This window comes from Candidatus Accumulibacter contiguus (genome assembly GCF_036625285.1).
GTDB lineage: Bacteria > Pseudomonadota > Gammaproteobacteria > Burkholderiales > Rhodocyclaceae > Accumulibacter > Accumulibacter contiguus.
This window is the reverse complement of the sequence record NZ_JAZKUC010000001.1, coordinates 504,599-521,607: the sequence shown is the minus strand read 5'-3', so window position 1 is coordinate 521,607 and position 17,009 is coordinate 504,599. Positions and strand designations below refer to the sequence as shown.

The window sequence follows — 17,009 nt, the reverse complement described above, 5'->3', positions numbered from 1 at the left end:
AGGCTGGGGGCCACGTTGAGCCGGGCGACGGCCGCCGCGCAGAGTCGTCCCGCCTTGACGGCTCTTGGCGTCAGCCCGGCGCTCGCGCCCTGGTTTTCGTTCTTGCGGTGTTGGTCATGCCCCAAACCTGGGTCCCGTCAACGCTGGCGCGGCGCTGCCAGGCGTTTGAGCATGGCGCGCACGGCAGCGATCTGCAGGCCGTCACGGGTCGCGTAAGCACTGCCGGAATAGCCCCACCAGTCCCAACAGCCCAAGGGGTTGTATACCCATTTCCAGGACCCGAAGGCGAGGCCGCGGCGTGGTACGGTCTGCGGGTAGAGCACGATGATGCGGTTGTTGTCTGCCCAGGCGTTGTAACCGGCGCCATCGACGAAGCGTCGCCCGATCTGCGTGGCGCTCTGGCGACAGCCGTGAAAAGCGACATGTACCCGGCAGAGCGTGCTGCGGCAGGCCTGCGGCACATAGACGTACGCCTCGTCGGCGAGTCCCGCATCGATCGCCTGGCCGTCGACAAAAGGCCGTTGATCGAAACTCAGGACTTCGCCACGCGCTGTTCCGTCTGTCGCTTGCAGTGGACCGAGCATCTGGGCGAGCATTTCACCGGCGGCGTCGAGATTGCCACAACGGTTGATGAACGGCGCCTGCATGCTGCTGCAGGGATTGGCCTCGCGATCGGCGACCGAGATCATCGCGTGCGTGGCTTCGGGGACCTGGACGAAACGAATCGCTGCCGGCGGTAGCCACTCGGCGTAGAAAGCCGCCAGCCGCTCGACGACTGCGGTATGCACGGTCTCATCCTTGCCGCCGGAGAGCAGCCAGACACGGTCGTCGCGCAGATGTTCGAGGGAATCGATGTGGCCGGCGCGCGCCAGTGCCTCGGCGTGTGCCCGCAGTTCGGCGACCGACGGCAGTTCTGCCCAGGAGGACGGCGACATGCAGCGGCTGAGCGCACGCAGGATCGAACCTTTGGCGCAGTCATACGGTCCGCCGGCAATGATGCCGGCACCACGCACCAGTTGCGAATACGCGACCTGGAACTGTACCGCCATGTAAGCGCCCGAAGAAACGCCGGAGACCGTCAGTTCGCGCAGGTCGGCGGCCAGTGCCGGCAGTTCGGCGCTGACACCCGGCAGTGGCGGTGCCGCGATGACGGTCGGCAGGCCGAGCATCAGGAGAACGGCGACGGCAAGGCGGCGCAGGAAAGCGGAGGTGATCATGGTCATGGCGTGTTGCAGCAGGTGGCGATGATGAACATCGGGAGAGTACATGCTAGCAGATCGCCGTGCCGCTGGAATGGGTTACGCGGGTGTGATTCAAAGAGGGGCAAATGGGGGCAAATGAGGCCAGGGTCACATCTGAGAAATGCGATCACGTTGGGACGCCTGGACGGCTTCGAGATGCAGACTGTCATGGAATCAGAAGCGCACCCGGCCCTGCAAGCCGATGATGCCCGGATTGCTGACGGAGAACCGGGTTGAGGTACCATAAATGGGTTACGGAACTGGAGGGAAACCGTCGACGATGGCGGGCATTCAGGACCACCTTTTAACAAAACGCCCTGCTACCCGGAGAACGCTCATGAAGATCGACCACACGGAATTTGGCAGCATCAGCATCGATGGCACCATCTATGCGTACGACGTGGTGATTCGCCTGTCGGGTGCGGTGGAGAAGCGCAAGAAGAAGCTCTCGAAGCAGTATTTCGGCACCTCGCACACCATTTCACGCGACGAAGCAGAGTACGTCTATGAAAAGGGCTGCGACACCTTGGTGCTGGGCGCCGGGCAGTATGGCAACGTGCAGCTCTCGCCGGAAGCGGCGGCATTCTTCGCCGATCATCACTGCCGCGTCATCCTGCAGCCGACACCGGAAGCGATCAGGACCTACAATCAGTCCAAAAGTGGAACCGTCGGGCTGTTTCACGTGACCTGTTGAATCGGGCACAAAAAAGCCGCGCCAAGGCGCGGCTTTCGGGTTCTGCCGGATCGCTTAATGTGCGCGACTCAGGAATCTCCCCTCCCCCTCGCGGGGGAGGGGTCGGGGGAGAGGGAAACGGTCATGACCGTCAGTGGAACTGCTCTTCTTCTGTCGAACCGGTCAGCGCGGTCACCGACGAGGTACCGCCCTGGATCACGGTGGTGACTTCGTCGAAGTAGCCGGTACCGACTTCCTGCTGGTGCGAGACAAAGCTGTAGCCACGGTCGCGAGCGGCGAATTCCGGTTCCTGGACTTTTTCGACGTAGGCGGTCATGCCGCGGGCGACGTAGTCCTGCGCCAGGTCGAACATGTGATACCACATGTTGTGGATGCCGGCGAGGGTGATGAACTGGTACTTGTAGCCCATCGCGCCGAGTTCCTTCTGGAACCTGGCAATCGTCGCATCGTCGAGGTTCTTCTTCCAGTTGAACGACGGCGAGCAGTTGTAGGCCAGCATCTTGCCGGGATGCTTGGCACGCACGGCTTCAGCGAACTTGCGGGCGAATTCGAGATCCGGCGTGCCGGTTTCGCACCACACCAGGTCGGCGTATTCGGCGTAGGCAACGGCGCGCGAGATCGCCTGATCGAGACCTTTCTTCGTCTTGTAGAAACCTTCCGAGGTGCGTTCGCCAGTAACGAAAGGCGTGTCGTTGGCGTCGCAATCGGAGGTCAGCAGGTCGGCGGCTTCGGCGTCGGTACGGGCGATGACCAGCGTCGGCACGCCGCAGACGTCGGCAGCAAAGCGGGCGGCGATCAGTTTCTGCACGGCTTCCTGCGTCGGCACCAGCACCTTGCCACCCATGTGGCCGCATTTCTTGACCGAAGCGAGCTGGTCTTCCCAGTGCACACCGGCCGCACCGGCACGGATCATCGCCTTCATCAGTTCGAAAGCGTTGAGCACGCCACCGAAGCCGGCCTCGGCGTCAGCGACGATCGGCGCGAAGTAGTCGATGTAGCCCTTGTCGCCGGGGTTGATGTCCTTGGAGTACTGGATTTCGTCGGCGCGACGGAACGAGTTGTTGATGCGCTCAACCACCTTCGGCACCGAATCGACCGGATACAGCGACTGGTCGGGGTACATCGCGGCGTAGGAGTTGTTGTCGGCGGCAACCTGCCAGCCCGACAGATAGATCGCCTTGATGCCGGCCTTGACCTGCTGCATCGCCTGGCCGCCGGTGAGCGCACCCAGGCAGTTGACGTAGGGTTCGTTATTGACCAGATTCCAGAGCTTCTCGGCGCCGCGACGGGCGACGGTATATTCAATCGGGAAAGAACCACGCAGGCGGACGACATCAGCGGCTGAGTAGCCGCGCTTGATTCCCTTCCAGCGGGGGTTTTCTGCCCAGTCTTTTTCCAGTTCGGCGATCTGCTGCTCTTTAGTACTCATGTTCTTCCTCACGAAAAATGATCAAGTGCCGTGGCGACAATGGTGATGCACCAAAATGGGTCCGGGGAGCATTCCAGGCACCAATTGGGGGCAACCAATGGCATGCCAGTATAAATGGCTTTTCGTTTGTCGGCAACAGTCTTATATAAGACATAAGAGATATTTTTTAGTCTAGTGAAACAGTGGCTTGCAGGCCCGTTTCCGCATTGCGAAAGGAAATTGTTTTGAGTGAAATGCCCACAGCCTACGCCTGCCGTCTTGCCGGCGCGAAGACCAGTTCCGGGAGGACGACTTCCCATTGCTCGCAGCGAATCCGGTCGAGATATTCGGGCTCGCTGTCGCTCCGGTAGCGGACGAGGATCGCCGCCACGCATGCCGCGACGCAGTCCATCCCGGCTGGTGGGGTGTAACTTGCGGCAAGTTTCCCGACCTGTGTGCCTTGCGCATCGTACAGTAGCCAGCGCCGGTCTTCCTGCCGCAGATGCAACACCGCACCGGGCGTCAGCGCGGCGATTCCCCGGTGGACCGGATGGCTGGGCCACTGTCGACCGGCAAAGCCGAGGTCTACTTCGCCGGGGTGGAGTTGCTGATAGCGCCAGGACAATTCGGCTGCCGGTGCCGGCAGTTCGCTGGCCGTACGGCGCAACAGCGAGGCGGACTCCGGCAGTTCGTCGATGAGGTGCTTACCGCGATCGAGGCGTGCCAGCAGCAGCGTTTGCCGGGCGCGGGTCATTGACACGTAGTACAGCCGGCGCTCGGCTTGCGGATCTTCGCTGGCGTTGCAACGGTCTTCTGGCGGTTTCCAGCCCCCATCGAGCACCGCGACATGATCAAATTCGAGACCCTTGGCGCGGTGCGCGGTCAGCAGCAGCAAGCCGCTCTGCCGGCGCCGCGCTTCGCGTCCCCATTCGGCAAGCCATTCGATGAAGTGTTCACGCGGTAGTTCGGCGTCACCGGTCTCGTGGCCGTATTCATTCACCGCTGCGTCGAGCAGCGCGTGCACCGGACTGTCGGGTAGTTCGGCCAGCCAGGTGGTGATGGCCGGAGCGTTGATCAGGCGGCGTGCATCGTCGTGCAGCCAGGTGAGCAGCCTTTGTGTGTCGCGCTGGCGCCAGAACTGCGCATTTGCTTCACTCGCCATCTGCACCGCAATGCCATGCATTTCGCAGAAGCTGCGCATTGGCTGCAGCCATTTCCATTCGCGGGCGATCACCGCGCAGCGTGCCCAGTCCCAGTTCACCGTCAGGCTGGCCAGACGCTGCAACTCGCCGAGAACGGCCATTGCCTGGGTGCGAGCATCGCTGCCGACCGGTAGGATCTGGACACGGCCCTTGCTGACCGGGTCGATCTTTGCCCAGTCGCCGCCGGGCGGCTGCTGGCGTCGCGCGCGATCAATGCGGATCGGCTGCGCCTCTTTCATGCGGTTCGCCGCCGGCGCGATGAGGCGATTGGCAACGTCGATCAGATGTGCCGTGGCGCGGTAGTTGTCCACCAGATGCACGGCGCGTGCCGCATAGTCGCTTTCGAAGCGACGGATGAATTCGACCGAGGCGCCATTGAAGGCATAGATGTTCTGGTCATCGTCACCGACCGCGAAGAGATTCAGGCGTGTGTCCTCGTCGCGCAGACTGCGCCCGGCCAGCGCGCCGATCAGTTCATATTGCTGCGGCCCGATGTCCTGGTACTCGTCGACGAGGATCCAGCGAAAACTGCCGAGCAGCCGGTCGCGCCGCTTCTCGGCCTCTTCGTCGGCCTGCTCCGGCGGCAGTTCGTCTCCCTTGAGCAGGCCAATCGCCTGCCTGCGAACGTCGTCGATCGCTGCCGCGAAATTTTCGTCACCGAGGCGCCGGTCGCGTCCGGCGAAGCTCGCACCGACCAGCCGCATGGCCAGCGCATCGCAGGTGAGGACGTTGACCAGATGCGCCTCATCGCCGATCAGATAAGCGAGGCGTTGTCGGATCTGCGCCGCGGCGTGGCGGTTGTACGCCAGAGCCAGAATGCCGCGCGGGTTCTCGCGGCGAACGCGAACGAGGTAGGCGATGCGGTGTACCAACACGCGCGTCTTGCCCGATCCGGGGCCAGCAAGGACCAGTACATTGGCGTTCTCACGATCGTCGGTGACGATCCCCTGCTGCACCGGGTTGGCGAGCGCCTCGACGATCCGGCGCCAGGATTCCGGTGTCGTCTGCCGTGCCAGTTCCTGTTCGCGGTCAGGCAGCCAGCGTTGCATGAACTCGTCGCGCGGCAGGCGGAAGTAATCGACCGTCAGGCGCAGCGCATCGGCCATCGTCTGCAGGCCGCGCTGGACATACTCGGCCATGACGTGAATCTGTATCACCTGTTCGTCGTAATGCAGTTTCAGCGGAGCGAAGTCGGACTGGCGAAACTGCCGTTTCCAGTCGGGTTCGAGGTGGATGGTCATTGCCGGGCGGAACACTGCCAGCCCCTTGTTGAGGCGAATCACTTCCTGTTCGTGCAGCCAGAGCAGTGCGCGGTCGAGCAGCCGCGAGGTCTCCCTGACTTCCGACTTGAGCAGCAGGTCGGCTTCGAGTGTGGCGAGCAGCCGACCCAGTGTCGTTTCGGCGAGCTGGTCGGCGCCGCGTGCGCCGGCCGGCAGACTGGCGATCATATGCCCGAGCAGATGGCCGGCGGCGGTACGCCGTAGCTGTGCAGTCTTCGCGAGTACCGACCAGTCGCGCTGCAGAGTGATCGAGATCATTTCGGCGTCGATGCGACGCACAGCAATACTCCCGAGTCCGCCGTCGTCGTTGTGGCCGTCACCTGCAATGCCGGTGAGCAATTGGCGCAGCCGTGCCGGCAGGGCGCCGGCGTGGCCGTCATCCTTCAGACGCTGAGTCATCAGGCGCAGGTGCAGAAGCGACGACTCGCCACGCACCAGATCAGGAGCCTGTTCACGCAACAGGTCGATCAGTGCGAGTTCGAGTCGCGACGCCTTTTCAAAGCGCTGCGACGACGGATTCTCGACGCCGACCTGCAGGTAGGCGGTCAGCGCCATGTCGTTGCTGGCGATCCCCAAACGTTCGAGATCGTGCAGCGCGGTGCGCAGCTTCTCCGGACCCAGACCGGTGACCCCCATCAACTCGTCGGTCGATAGCCCCTCGTCGGCCGCTGCGCCGATCAGCGCATCGACCAGCGCCAGCAACTGCCGCTGGTACTCCGCTTGCAGTCCTGCGCGCGCCAGCCGCTGGCGCGCCTGCTCGACCGAGCCGACGCGCAACGACGAGGGGAAAACCTGCACCTGATTCTGCTCACGTGTCAGCAGGCGGGCTTCCTCGAGCCAGCACACGGCAGTGCGCACGCGCGTGTCGTCGGTGGCGCTGTCGCGTTCGAAGCCGCCGTTTTCGTCTTCGGCGAGGATTTCGCCGGGCGTGGCGATCACCTCGCCGTCCTTGCGTTTCTTGCGATCGAGTTGGCGCAGCGAGCGCAGAATCGTCTGGATTTCCTTGCGACTGAGCCGCGAGCGCGCCGACATGCCGAACTGGCGCTCGACATCTTCCGGCGTGTACAGCAGCACGCAGCGTGCCGCCTGCTGATCACGGCCGGCGCGGCCGGCTTCCTGCAGATAGTTTTCGAGTGAGCCGGGAATGTCGGCGTGGATCACCAGGCGAACATCGGGTTTGTCGATTCCCATGCCGAAAGCGTTGGTCGCCGCGATCACCCGCCGCCCGCCGCAGATGAAGGCTTCCTGTCGACAGCAGGCCGTTGATGGCGACGCAGCTATCGATGCCGCGTGCCCGTAGTCCAGCGACCTGGTCGGCCATCAGGGCGACCAGCGGCGAAATGACCACCGTCAGCGCACCGGTCTTCTCGAAGCGCGACAGCGCTGGAATCTGGTAGCACAGCGATTTGCCAGTGCCGGTCGGCAGGATCGCCAGCAGATGTTCGCCGGAGAGCGCCGCTTCGACGATGCTCTGCTGCAGCGGCCGCCCATCGGTGCCGGTCGGTTCCGGCCGGAATCCGGCAAAGCCGAACCAGCGTTGCAGCTCCTTGTCGGCGTCATGGTGCTTGCTGCACCAGGGGCAATCGGCTTGCCCGCAGCCGAGGTCGCGCAGGCGCCGGATCAGTGCGCCGGCGCCGGGAAACTGATGCCGCACCCATGGCGGCAGCACCGAGTTGCCACCAGCGACGGACAGCCAGGCGAGCGCGTAAGCCAGTGACCAGTGGCTCTCTGCCGCGTCATCGGTGACTTGCAAGGCCTGCGTCCGGCATCCCTTGCCGTCGAGAAAGCGCGCGATTGCCTGCTGCGCTTCGTCGTCGCTGGGGCGAAGCTGGCGCCGCAGCGTCGTGAAAAAACTGTGGATTCCTGAAAGCCGCTGATCGAACGTCGTCAGCCAGTGCCAGGCGAGCATCAGTTCGGGTGTTGCGCACTGACATTGCTGCAGCGCCTGATACTGGTCGTGGAACAGTTCGAGCGTCAGTTGCGCGTCGAGCAGCGGATCGTTGAGCTGCCCGCGCTTGAGCCCGCCGTCCTGGTAATGCTTGACGAGGTGATGGTAAGGGTGGCGAGGGAAAGCCAGCGGATTGAGCCACAGCGTATCGATCACCGGCAGAGCCAGCAGCCGCAGGCGAGGGTCGGCCGCGGCGAGGTGCGGCCGGTCGAAGTGAATGAAGTTGTGACCAATCAGGAAGCGGCAACCGTCGGCGAGTGCATCGAGGTGACCGAGCGCAGCCGCCAGGTCGCCGCGATCGAAACGGACGGTTTCGCCAGTGTCGCCGCGTACTGCCGCCAGTTGCTGGATGCGTCCGCTGCGCAGACCGACTTCAAGGTCTATCGACAGGCAGTTGGGTTGGAAGGGCAGGGGGCTCGGCGGGTTTTCAGCAGTGCTGCACATGTTCGGCATGATACCCGCTGGCCTGGACGGCATCGCCATCGAGCGGTGCACAATTTCGTCAGCCTCAAGGTAGAGGCAATAGGGCGCGGGTCGTGTCGATATGGATCAATGCGTCGAAGCGCTTTGTTGGCGACGAGTGCCAGTAGTGTTTCTCGAGTTCCGCATCGGGCAGGTAGTTGACGCCGATGTCCCGGTCGAGCTGTTGCCGATCGAGCGCGTCGATGAGATCGGCATTGCCGCGAAAAACCAGCACGAACGCCGGCAAGCCGACGTCGTGCAGCAGACGGCTCCAACTTCCTTCGATCGCCGGTCTCAGCGTCTTGACCCGATCCGGAGTCGTCCAGCCGGTAGCGGCACGGACACTGCCGCTGAAAGTGGTGATGCCCACCAGGTAAACCGCCTCTTCACCCATCTGTTCTCGCATCAGTTGGCCGATCGACAGCTCACCCGCCAGCACCTGATCGGTCGCGCGCGCGTCTCCCTGATGGGTGTTGTGTGCCCAGACGACGATCTTGCCGTGTCGTTCGAGAAGTATCCGCAGCGACTCGGCGAGAAAGCGTTCGCGCAGATTCCAGGAATCGCGGGAGCCGAGTGCATACAGCGTCCGGTAGTAGGCTTCAGCACCAGCGATCGTGCGCGCGCTCATCAGCGCGGCAAACGCAGCCGGCGCTGGATCTGCTCCAACAAGTTTGCGCATTTTCTTCAGACGGGATTGCACCGATCTCTCGCAGGAAGGCATGCTGCCGTTGGCCACATCGCGTCCATAGAGCTGTGGATCGAGCGGCGGCCGGCTGTATGGGGCGAAGCACCGGTAGTCGCGTCTGGCCTGCCTGACGGCCGCTGGATCGTATGTCGTGAGGTAGCGCAGGACCTGGTCGATCGCTTCCGGAACGCCATACAGATCCATTCCGTATACCGAGATGGCCGGACTGGTGGGCGGCGAATCCTCTTGCGATTCCTTGAGATATTCGAGAAAGCCGGCGAACTGTTCATTCCGCCACACCCAGCGCGGGAAGTGCTGAAACACGCGCAAGGCGGTCGTCGCATCCGCTCCGCGCAGCCTCCCCTGGACGAAATCGTCGAGCCGTGTCGCCGGTGCCCAGCCAGCCTCGAGAACCAAGGCCCGGAAGCCTTTCTCATTGATCAGCCGTTGCGTGATGCGGGCACGTTCGTCGTAGAACTCGGCACTACCGTGCGTCGCTTCGCCCAAGAGGACGATGCTCGCATCGCCGATCGAAGCAAGCAGTCGATCGTAGTCACTGACCTTGTTGGTGATGGCCTGAGCGTTGTCGCGCATCCGGGCGACCAGTGCCGATGCAGGCGGCTGCGCACTCTCGCCCGCCAGGAGTCCCTGGCAGGCGAGCAGCAACAGAACCTGGATGGCCAGCCGCCGCAAGCGGCTCATCGGCGGCGGACGGAAAAACATCCTCGGAGCAGCTGATCTCATGGATTTTGCGATGTAAAGAGTAGGATGACCCGTGCGGGACAGAACATCCAGCGCCGCTGGCGAGAGTATATTTTTCCTCATCAACCGCGGTCAATCGCCGAATGAATTGGAGCATGCTCCGTACCCAGCCTGTGTCAGGGCTTGCCGCTACCCGTGCAACTGGTCTATACCAATTACCAATACTTTGGACTAGGATCCGATCATGAAGACAGGCCTTCGATCCCAAGCACTCTATCGCGCCGCCGATCTGCGCAACATCGAAACGGTCGCTGCTCACCAGCCCTTGATGGAGCGCGCCGGACTGGCTGCTGCCGACCTCGCGACCTCGCTGTGCCGCCTGCAGGGGGGGGCGTTGCTGGTTCTCGCCGGGCCGGGCAACAACGGCGGCGACGCTTTCGTCGCTGCCCGCCACCTGCGCGAACGTCGCTTTGCCGTGAGCATGGTCTTTGTCGGCGAACTCGGCCGTTTGCCGAAGGATGCCGCAGCCGCCTGCAGACGCTTCATCGACGACGGCGGCAGCGTGCTCGAGAGCATTCCCTCCGGCCAGCGCTGGGCGCTGATCATCGATGGCCTCTTCGGGATCGGTCTGCAGCGTCCGATCGGCGGTTTCCATGGCGAACTCGTTCTGGCCGCCAATGCCCTTGCCGCACGCGACCGCTGTCCGCTGCTCGCCCTGGACTGTCCGAGCGGTCTTGACGCCGATACCGGAAAACTCTGCGGCACGACGATTCGCGCCAGTCACACCATCACTTTCATCGCCGCCAAACCGGGTCTGTACACTGCGGATGGCCCGGATTACTGCGGTTCGATCTCGGTCGCCACGCTCGACCTCGACGCCGAGCGGCTGGCGATAGCGACGGCACGGACGATCGGCACCGACCTGTTCGCCGATTGCCTGCACCCGCGTGCCAAAAACAGCCACAAAGGCAGCCATGGCAGCGCCGGCATTCTCGGTGGTGCGAGCAGCATGGTCGGCGCCGTTTTCCTGGCCGGTCGCGCAGCGCTCAGGCTCGGCAGCGGGCGCGTCTATCTCGGCCTGCTCGATCGACAGGCGCCTGCGATCGACCCGTTACAGCCGGAACTGATGCTCCGCAAGCCGGACGCTCTGCTCGCCGCCGGCCTCAGCGCGCTCGCCTGTGGTCCAGGCATGGGGTGCGACGACGAAGCCATCACGTTGCTCGAACGCGCCAGTTTGCTCGACATCCCGCTCGTGCTCGACGCTGACGCGCTGAATCTGCTGGCGGGCGCAAACCGTTTGCAGCAGGCCGTGCTGGCGCGCCAGGGGCCAACGCTGCTGACGCCACATCCGACCGAGGCGGCCCGCCTGCTTGCTTGCGACACCGCCTTCGTCCAGTCCGACCGTGCTGGCGCCGCGCTGGCAATCGCCGCGCGTTACCAGGCAATGGTGGTGCTGAAGGGCTGCGGCAGCATCATCGCCACGCCTGCCGGCCGCTGGTTCATCAACACCAGCGGCAATCCCGGTCTCGCGACCGCCGGCAGCGGCGACGTGCTCAGCGGTTTCATCGTGGCGCTTCTGGCGCAGGGCTGGCCGGCGCTCGAAGCCCTGCTGGCCGCGGTGCATCTGCACGGCGCCGCGGCCGACGAACGCGTCGCCAGCGGCTGCGGACCGGTCGGCTTGACCGCCGGAGAACTCATCGACAGCGCGCGCGCCGGTTTCAACCGCTGGGTGGCGAACGGCCGATAGGCCATCGGCTATGCCGTCTTGAACAGCCTCGCTGCCTCCTGCTGACCGAGCTCGAAATAGCGCTTCTGGGCGCTGCTGTCCTTGAGCGAAATGGTCATGCTCTGCAGGTCCTTCGGGCGCAGCACGTGCAAGGGCTTGGCGTAATAGCGCCGGCCGCCGATCTCGGCGCTCGTTGTACCCATCGCCTTGAGCATCTCGTTGATCAGGGTCGCCTGCGCGAAAATGCGGGTGTTGGGCAGCGTCAGTTGCAGGTCGCTGACCAGCAGGTGCGTGTCGATGCTGTTGAACGGCAGAGTCAATGGCTTCGCGTGGTAAAGCCTTTCGAGTTCGCCATGGTAGTCGTAATCGGTGAAGTCGACGGCGATGATCTCGTCGACTTCATCATCCTCGAACAGCGTCCGCAGCGGTGTGTTGTCCAGGTAGCCGCCCTCGATGTAGTAATCTCCATCAATGCTGATCGCCTTGAAATAGGGGAGGGTAGTGATGCCGGCGAGGAAAGCGTCCATGAATACATCGAGACTGGCATCGTCAATGCATGTCAGGATCTCATTGACGTTGAAAAACCATCCCCGACGCTGGCTGAGATTGGTCGCGCGGATGTCCCAGCGCAGCGTCTTGAGATGCTCGGCCAACAGTTCGCGGCGGCGCTTGTCATCGAGCAGCAGCGACTTGCGGCAACTGTCCTTGTCGACGGTGAACAGATGCGTGCCGGTGGGCAGCAACTGCGGGCGCAAGCCGAGAAAATTGGCAAAGATATGAAAAATGTCGGTGACGTTGAGCCGGACCGTGCGCGTCAGGACCGGCGGCAGCTCTTCGTGCCACCAATCCCAGAGCAGATAGTCGAGGACGATATTGTTTCCCGAACTGGTCGAAGCGATATGCACGATCGGCACTTCGTTGCGCTTCAGCCACACCAGCACTCCTTCGCTGTAAAAGCTCCGATAACCGCCGCCCGATGCGACGAAACCGTATCTGGCCATGATCGTTCCCTCTGCGTGTATGGGTGGGATGCCGGTCAGCACCGGCATCCGGGACAATTTTGACACATTTTGCCGGGCACGCTGGCAACGGCGTGGCAGGTATTCCCGGAACTTCTGTTACCTTTACGGTTTTCTGAATCGAGGAGAGACCAGCAATGGACGGATCGCAGATGCTTGCGGGGTTTCGCGCAAAGTTCCGGGTTGACGAGTTGCTGGTCGCGAGAACCCCTGCCTGGTCGTGGTCGGTACGACCTGGCCAGGTAACCCTGGGCTGCGGCGTCTTGTCGCTGAATCGTCATGCGGCGCAATTTTCGCAGGTCACGGCTGCAGAAATGGCGGATCTCTCCGGTTTGCTCGGGAAACTCGAGAGGGCAGTGCAGTCGGCTTTCGGCTACGATCGCATCAACTACCTGATGCTGATGATGGTCGATCACCAGGTGCATTTTCACGTCATTCCCCGTTACGCGGCCAGTCGCCAGTTTGCCGGGCTGGAGTGGGTCGATCCGGGCTGGCCGGCTTTCCCGGCGCTGGCCGAACAGCAGCACGATCGGCAGGCAAGCGTTCTCGCGCTGATTCACCAGGAACTGCAGGCGGCCTGTAGCGATTGACTGCGCGTCGCCGGTCAGCGGCGATACGCCCAAGCCGTGAGGCCTGGCGGTGGGGGGCACTACTTTTCGTTGCGCCAGTCGCGCAGCGTTTCCTTGCGCGGCAAGGGCGGATCCTTGTCGGCGCGATGATCGCGGATGAGCGGCAGTGCGGCGCCGAGAACGAATAGGATGCAGATGCCAAAGATGATCCAGCCTGCGTTCATTGCCTCTCCATTACCGTGAGGGGGAGGGTTGAGGGAAAAGGACAGGACTGGCAGAAATCACTGACCGGTCTTGTTCACCCGTTGAAAAAGCCCGCGCAAGGTGCTCTGAATGTCGGCAGGCAGGAGGACGATCTTGGCGTTGTCGGACTCGGCGATCTTGCCGAGACTGGTGATGTATTTCTCGCCGAGCAGGTAGAGCATCGGCAGTTCGTTGTCGCCAAAAGCACGATTCACCTTGGTGATCGCCTGTGAGGACGCTTCGGCGAGGGTCACCTGCGCTGCGGCATCGCGCTTGGCCGATTCCAGGCGTGCTTCGGCGGTGAGGATCATCGACTGCTTTTCGCCTTCGGCACGGGTGACCATCGCCTTGCGCTCGCGCTCGGCCGAGGCCTGCATTTCCATTGCGCGCTGCATGGACTGCGAGGGTTTGATGTCCTGGATTTCAACCGACTTGACGGTCAGTCCCCAGTCCAGCGCTTCGTCGGCAACGCCGGCTTTGAGACGCGCCTTGATGGTGTCCCGCGACGACAGCGCCTGGTCGAGCTCCATTTCACCGACGATCGAGCGCAGGGTGGTCATGATCATGTTGCGGATCGCTTCGGAGTAATCCTGGACGCCATAGACGGCTTTCACCGGGTCGGTGACCTTGATGAAGGCGATGGCATTGACCACGATCACCGCGTTGTCGCGCGTGATCACCTCCTGCTCCTGGACATCGAGAATGATGTCCTTGGTGGTGACCTTGTAGGAGACGATATCGATGTAGGGAATGATGAAGCGCAGTCCGGGCAGCAGGGTGCTGTGGTACTTGCCGAGGCGCTGCACGACCCACTCTTCGCCTTGCGGAACGATGCGAACGCCATTGGCGACGGTGACCGCAACAAAGATGAGAAGGACAATCGAAAATATGGTCATACCAGTCATCTTGCTTGCTCCACTTTGATGTAACTGCCTTCGACAGCGACGATGCGAACCCGTTCACCCGCCCTGATCGTCGTATCGGCGTAGCACTCCCAGACGTCGGCACCGAGAATCGGTTTCTGAAAACGTACCTGAGCACGGATATCCGGGGTGATCCCGGTGATCAGGATGCCGACTTCGCCGGCCACGTTGGCGGCCGAGGTGCCGACAGAGGTCATGGTGCGAGGTTTGAGATAGCGAAACCAGAGCCCGACCAGCGCTGCCGAGAGCGCTGCCCAGAGCAGGATCTGACCTGCCACAGGGAGTTCCGGCATGGCCAGCAGAATGGCGCCGACGCCTGCTGCGGCGATGCCAAACCAGACCATGAAAAATGCCGGGATGGCTATTTCGGCCATCGTCAGGATCAGTCCGAGGACCATCCAATGCCACCATTCGGGCGAAAACATAGTGCCTCTCTCCATCTGCCCGCACGCGCCGGATGGCGGCGGCACATCGCCGTAGTGCCTAGAAGTGCATAGCGTCGGCACCGGGATGTGGATCGATTAGACGCCATAATACCGCTGCTGGCAAGTCACAGCGGGAAGTCCCTGGCAAGCGGCCGGCAGACGGTGGCGTTCTGGCAGAGAACGGTGTGGCGACCGCGCTGGCTTTCGAGGGATTTGCTGATTGACATGATCCAGTTCCAACGACAGAATCTTCGGCAACCAGTCAGGAAAACGACAGAATGCGCATACTGTGCGAAGTCTCGTGTTGTTGCACAGGATGCCGCATCGCCGATCCGCGCGGACCTGAGGGTTGTCCGAATGGCTTTGCCGGGGTGCTGCCGGTCCTGGTGAGGAGCACCTGCCGGCGCGCGGCGAAAGGGGGAAGTTGGCGCTAACCTTGATGCAGGGCGCGCTGGCGACGCTGGCCACTCTCCTCGGCGCTGGTATTGCAGTTCATCATCCGCTGTGGCCGGCATTGTTGAGCGGACTTTTTGTCGCCTGGTGCCTGGCCGTCTGCTGGCGCCCGGACATCTGGCTGTTCGTTCTACCGGCACTGTTGCCAGCCGCCAGTTTTTCCGCGTGGACCGGATGGATCGGCATCGATGAGTTCGACTTGCTGGTGCTTGGCGCGGCGGCTGGCTGCCATGCGCGCATGGCAGCCAGACGATTACGGTGCATGTCGCAACCCCAGGCGGTTACCGAGCAGTCCGCCGGGCCGCAGTGCTTCGCGAGTCCATCCGTTGACTCGCGCCGGGAGCCTGAGCAGACAAAGTCTTTCGGCTGGACGAAGATCGGGATCGGCGCGCTGGCAATGTCCTACCTGTGGGCAACGCTGCACGGACTGGCCGATGCCGGCGGCTTTTCCCTGGGGTGGTTTCAGGGGTATGAAGAGCCCTTGAATAGTCTGCGCACGGCCAAGAGCTTCTTTCTGGTGCTGCTCTTGTTACCGGCCTTGCGGAGCCAGATGCTGGCGGGATCGGTACTGGCGGGGCAAGGCTTGGCGGCCGGGATGGCGAGTGGCCTGGGCGTGGTCGGCCTGGCCGTCGTATGGGAACGTAAGGGGTATCCAGGATTGCTTGATTTTTCAACGCCTTATCGCAGCACCGCGCTATTCTGGGAAATGCATGTCGGTGGTGCGGCAATCGATGCTTTCCTCGCTCTGGCGGTGCCGTTTGCGGCCTATGCAGTGGTGCACGCGCGCACCCGATGGCGCTGGGCGGTCGCTGCGTGCCTGGCGGTGGTCGCTGGCCATGCCTGCCTGACCACTTTTTCTCGTGCCGTATATCTGGGTGTCGGCGTGTCCTTGGTCGTCCTCGCCTGGCGCTTGCCGGCGCCCTGGTTGCGGCGATCTCGGCTGGCGTGCGCCATCGGGCCTGCCGCCACCGCCAGAGTCCCCGAGCCGGAGCCTTGGCGGCGGAGGGGAACTCGGGTGCTGGTCGGTGTACTGATCCTTGAGGTTCTCGCGGTCCTGTGCCTGGGGGATTTTATGGGCAGCAGGGTGTCGGCCGGCGAGCGCGATCTGGGTGGCCGCGTGCAGCACTGGCAAGAGGGCCTGAGCCTGCTGCGTGCGCCATCGGAATGGCTGCTGGGCAGAGGGCTCGGGCGTTTCCCGGCAAACTATTCACAGACCGTTCCCGGACGTGCGCTGCCAGGTCGCCTGCGGATCGTCGAAGCAGGCGAGGGGAGCCATCTGCGCATTTTCCGAACGCCCCACAGCGTACGTGCTGGTGGCGCTTTCGAACTGCTTCAACGCGTTCCGGAGCTTGTTGCAGGGAGCACTTATACGCTGGCGATGGATCTGCACGCGCCGCAGCCAGCGAGACTGCGCGTGGGCTTGTGCCAGCAGCATCTTCTGTATGCCGCGGCCTGCGCGCAGGCTGGCCTGGCCTTGCCGAGTACGGACGATGAATGGCAGCATTTCGTTGTGACCCTCACTGCGCCCAAGGGCTGGTCCCGAGGCTGGCCGGCATCGTGGCCGGGATTTCTCTCGCTACGGCTGGAGGGGGGGGCGGATTTCGTCGATGTGGATCATCTGAGCGTTCTCGCTGCGGATGGCCATCAACTACTCGGCAACGGTGATTTTTCCGGCGGCATGGCGCACTGGTTTTTTGCCGGTCGCCATTACTTCCTGCCGTGGCATGTCGACAGCCTGTTCCTCGAGATGCTGATTGATCAGGGAGCCGTTGGCCTGCTTCTGCTGCTCGGCCTGCTGGGCATGGCGTTTGCCAATCTGCTGCAGGGTCGCGGACGCGCGCATGTCCTCGCACCTTACTTGCTGGCGGCCCTGGCTGCTTGTACGGTCGTCGGGGTGTTCTCAAGTGTCCTGGATATGCCGAGGTCTGCTTTCCTGTTCTACTTGCTGTTATGCTTTGCCCTGTTTCTCGAAGGGCGTTCCCCTGCAGGCATTCCACGCGCCTCCCCGTATTCCTGAAAACCCCCAGAA

13 protein-coding genes are annotated in these 17,009 nt (G+C 62.9%); 4 read left to right on the top strand and 9 right to left on the bottom strand.

Annotated features, from left to right (window positions below):
- Window positions 1-137: 137 nt before the first annotated feature.
- Window positions 138-1,268: an extracellular catalytic domain type 2 short-chain-length polyhydroxyalkanoate depolymerase gene (locus V5B59_RS02485; RefSeq protein WP_248594795.1), complete on the bottom strand. Its 1,131-nt coding sequence runs from the start codon at window positions 1,266-1,268 to the stop codon at window positions 138-140.
- 310 nt (window positions 1,269-1,578) lie between these two features.
- On the opposite strand from V5B59_RS02485, the gene V5B59_RS02480 reads away from it, so the two are divergent.
- A complete protein-coding gene (locus V5B59_RS02480; protein ID WP_034908547.1) occupies window positions 1,579-1,935 on the top strand; it encodes an Mth938-like domain-containing protein in 357 nt (118 codons plus the stop codon).
- Window positions 1,936-2,065: 130 nt separating this feature from the next.
- On the opposite strand, the gene aceA is transcribed toward V5B59_RS02480, so the two are convergent.
- The 4 genes from aceA to V5B59_RS02460 form a co-directional block, all read right to left on the bottom strand.
- Window positions 2,066-3,364: an isocitrate lyase gene (gene aceA / locus V5B59_RS02475; protein WP_169070113.1), complete on the bottom strand. Its 1,299-nt coding sequence runs from the start codon at window positions 3,362-3,364 to the stop codon at window positions 2,066-2,068.
- Between the two features lie 244 nt (window positions 3,365-3,608).
- Entirely contained in the window at window positions 3,609-7,016 is a 3,408-nt protein-coding gene (locus tag V5B59_RS02470; protein WP_308240091.1) for a UvrD-helicase domain-containing protein, read from the bottom strand.
- Window positions 6,919-8,226, bottom strand: coding sequence for a DEAD/DEAH box helicase (locus V5B59_RS02465; RefSeq protein ID WP_308240089.1), 1,308 nt, complete (start codon window positions 8,224-8,226; stop codon window positions 6,919-6,921). Before V5B59_RS02465 ends, V5B59_RS02470 begins: the two co-directional genes overlap by 98 nt.
- A gap of 55 nt (window positions 8,227-8,281) precedes the next feature.
- Window positions 8,282-9,664, bottom strand: coding sequence for an erythromycin esterase family protein (locus tag V5B59_RS02460; RefSeq protein WP_332351541.1), 1,383 nt, complete (start codon window positions 9,662-9,664; stop codon window positions 8,282-8,284).
- 202 nt (window positions 9,665-9,866) lie between these two features.
- Between V5B59_RS02460 and V5B59_RS02455 the strand changes: the two genes are divergently transcribed.
- Window positions 9,867-11,369: an NAD(P)H-hydrate dehydratase gene (locus V5B59_RS02455; RefSeq protein ID WP_169070111.1), complete on the top strand. Its 1,503-nt coding sequence runs from the start codon at window positions 9,867-9,869 to the stop codon at window positions 11,367-11,369.
- 8 nt (window positions 11,370-11,377) lie between these two features.
- On the opposite strand, the gene V5B59_RS02450 is transcribed toward V5B59_RS02455, so the two are convergent.
- Window positions 11,378-12,415, bottom strand: coding sequence for a patatin-like phospholipase family protein (locus V5B59_RS02450; RefSeq protein ID WP_332351540.1), 1,038 nt, complete (start codon window positions 12,413-12,415; stop codon window positions 11,378-11,380).
- 89 nt (window positions 12,416-12,504) lie between these two features.
- Between V5B59_RS02450 and V5B59_RS02445 the strand changes: the two genes are divergently transcribed.
- The gene (locus V5B59_RS02445; RefSeq protein ID WP_169070110.1) at window positions 12,505-12,957 is read left to right on the top strand and encodes an HIT family protein; all 453 of its coding nucleotides are present in this window, start codon (window positions 12,505-12,507) and stop codon (window positions 12,955-12,957) included.
- 59 nt (window positions 12,958-13,016) lie between these two features.
- Here the strand turns inward: V5B59_RS02445 and V5B59_RS02440 are convergent, their stop codons facing one another.
- The 3 genes from V5B59_RS02440 to V5B59_RS02430 are packed head-to-tail and all read right to left on the bottom strand — an operon-like array spanning window position 13,017 to window position 14,527.
- Window positions 13,017-13,160 (bottom strand): hypothetical protein, encoded by a 144-nt coding sequence (locus V5B59_RS02440; protein WP_169070109.1) that lies wholly within the window; start codon window positions 13,158-13,160, stop codon window positions 13,017-13,019.
- A gap of 57 nt (window positions 13,161-13,217) precedes the next feature.
- A complete protein-coding gene (locus V5B59_RS02435; protein ID WP_169070108.1) occupies window positions 13,218-14,084 on the bottom strand; it encodes an SPFH domain-containing protein in 867 nt (288 codons plus the stop codon).
- Complete coding sequence (locus V5B59_RS02430; RefSeq protein WP_169070107.1) at window positions 14,081-14,527, bottom strand: NfeD family protein; 447 nt, start codon at window positions 14,525-14,527, stop codon at window positions 14,081-14,083. The genes V5B59_RS02435 and V5B59_RS02430 overlap by 4 nt, the downstream gene beginning before the upstream one ends.
- A gap of 424 nt (window positions 14,528-14,951) precedes the next feature.
- On the opposite strand from V5B59_RS02430, the gene V5B59_RS02425 reads away from it, so the two are divergent.
- Complete coding sequence (locus V5B59_RS02425) at window positions 14,952-16,997, top strand: hypothetical protein (RefSeq protein WP_169070106.1); 2,046 nt, start codon at window positions 14,952-14,954, stop codon at window positions 16,995-16,997.
- Window positions 16,998-17,009: the final 12 nt, after the last annotated feature.

What these genes read in the sequence shown, in the direction of transcription:
- V5B59_RS02485 (WP_248594795.1), bottom strand. Translation starts at nt 1,268, where the DNA reads ATGTACTCTCCCGATGTTCATCATCGCCACCTGCTGCAACACGCCATG.
- V5B59_RS02480 (WP_034908547.1), top strand. Translation starts at nt 1,579, where the DNA reads ATGAAGATCGACCACACGGAATTTGGCAGCATCAGCATCGATGGCACC.
- aceA (WP_169070113.1), bottom strand. Translation starts at nt 3,364, where the DNA reads ATGAGTACTAAAGAGCAGCAGATCGCCGAACTGGAAAAAGACTGGGCA.
- V5B59_RS02470 (WP_308240091.1), bottom strand. Translation starts at nt 7,016, where the DNA reads ATGGGAATCGACAAACCCGATGTTCGCCTGGTGATCCACGCCGACATT.
- V5B59_RS02465 (WP_308240089.1), bottom strand. Translation starts at nt 8,226, where the DNA reads ATGCCGAACATGTGCAGCACTGCTGAAAACCCGCCGAGCCCCCTGCCC.
- V5B59_RS02460 (WP_332351541.1), bottom strand. Translation starts at nt 9,664, where the DNA reads ATGAGATCAGCTGCTCCGAGGATGTTTTTCCGTCCGCCGCCGATGAGC.
- V5B59_RS02455 (WP_169070111.1), top strand. Translation starts at nt 9,867, where the DNA reads ATGAAGACAGGCCTTCGATCCCAAGCACTCTATCGCGCCGCCGATCTG.
- V5B59_RS02445 (WP_169070110.1), top strand. Translation starts at nt 12,505, where the DNA reads ATGGACGGATCGCAGATGCTTGCGGGGTTTCGCGCAAAGTTCCGGGTT.
- V5B59_RS02440 (WP_169070109.1), bottom strand. Translation starts at nt 13,160, where the DNA reads ATGAACGCAGGCTGGATCATCTTTGGCATCTGCATCCTATTCGTTCTC.
- V5B59_RS02435 (WP_169070108.1), bottom strand. Translation starts at nt 14,084, where the DNA reads ATGACTGGTATGACCATATTTTCGATTGTCCTTCTCATCTTTGTTGCG.
- V5B59_RS02430 (WP_169070107.1), bottom strand. Translation starts at nt 14,527, where the DNA reads ATGTTTTCGCCCGAATGGTGGCATTGGATGGTCCTCGGACTGATCCTG.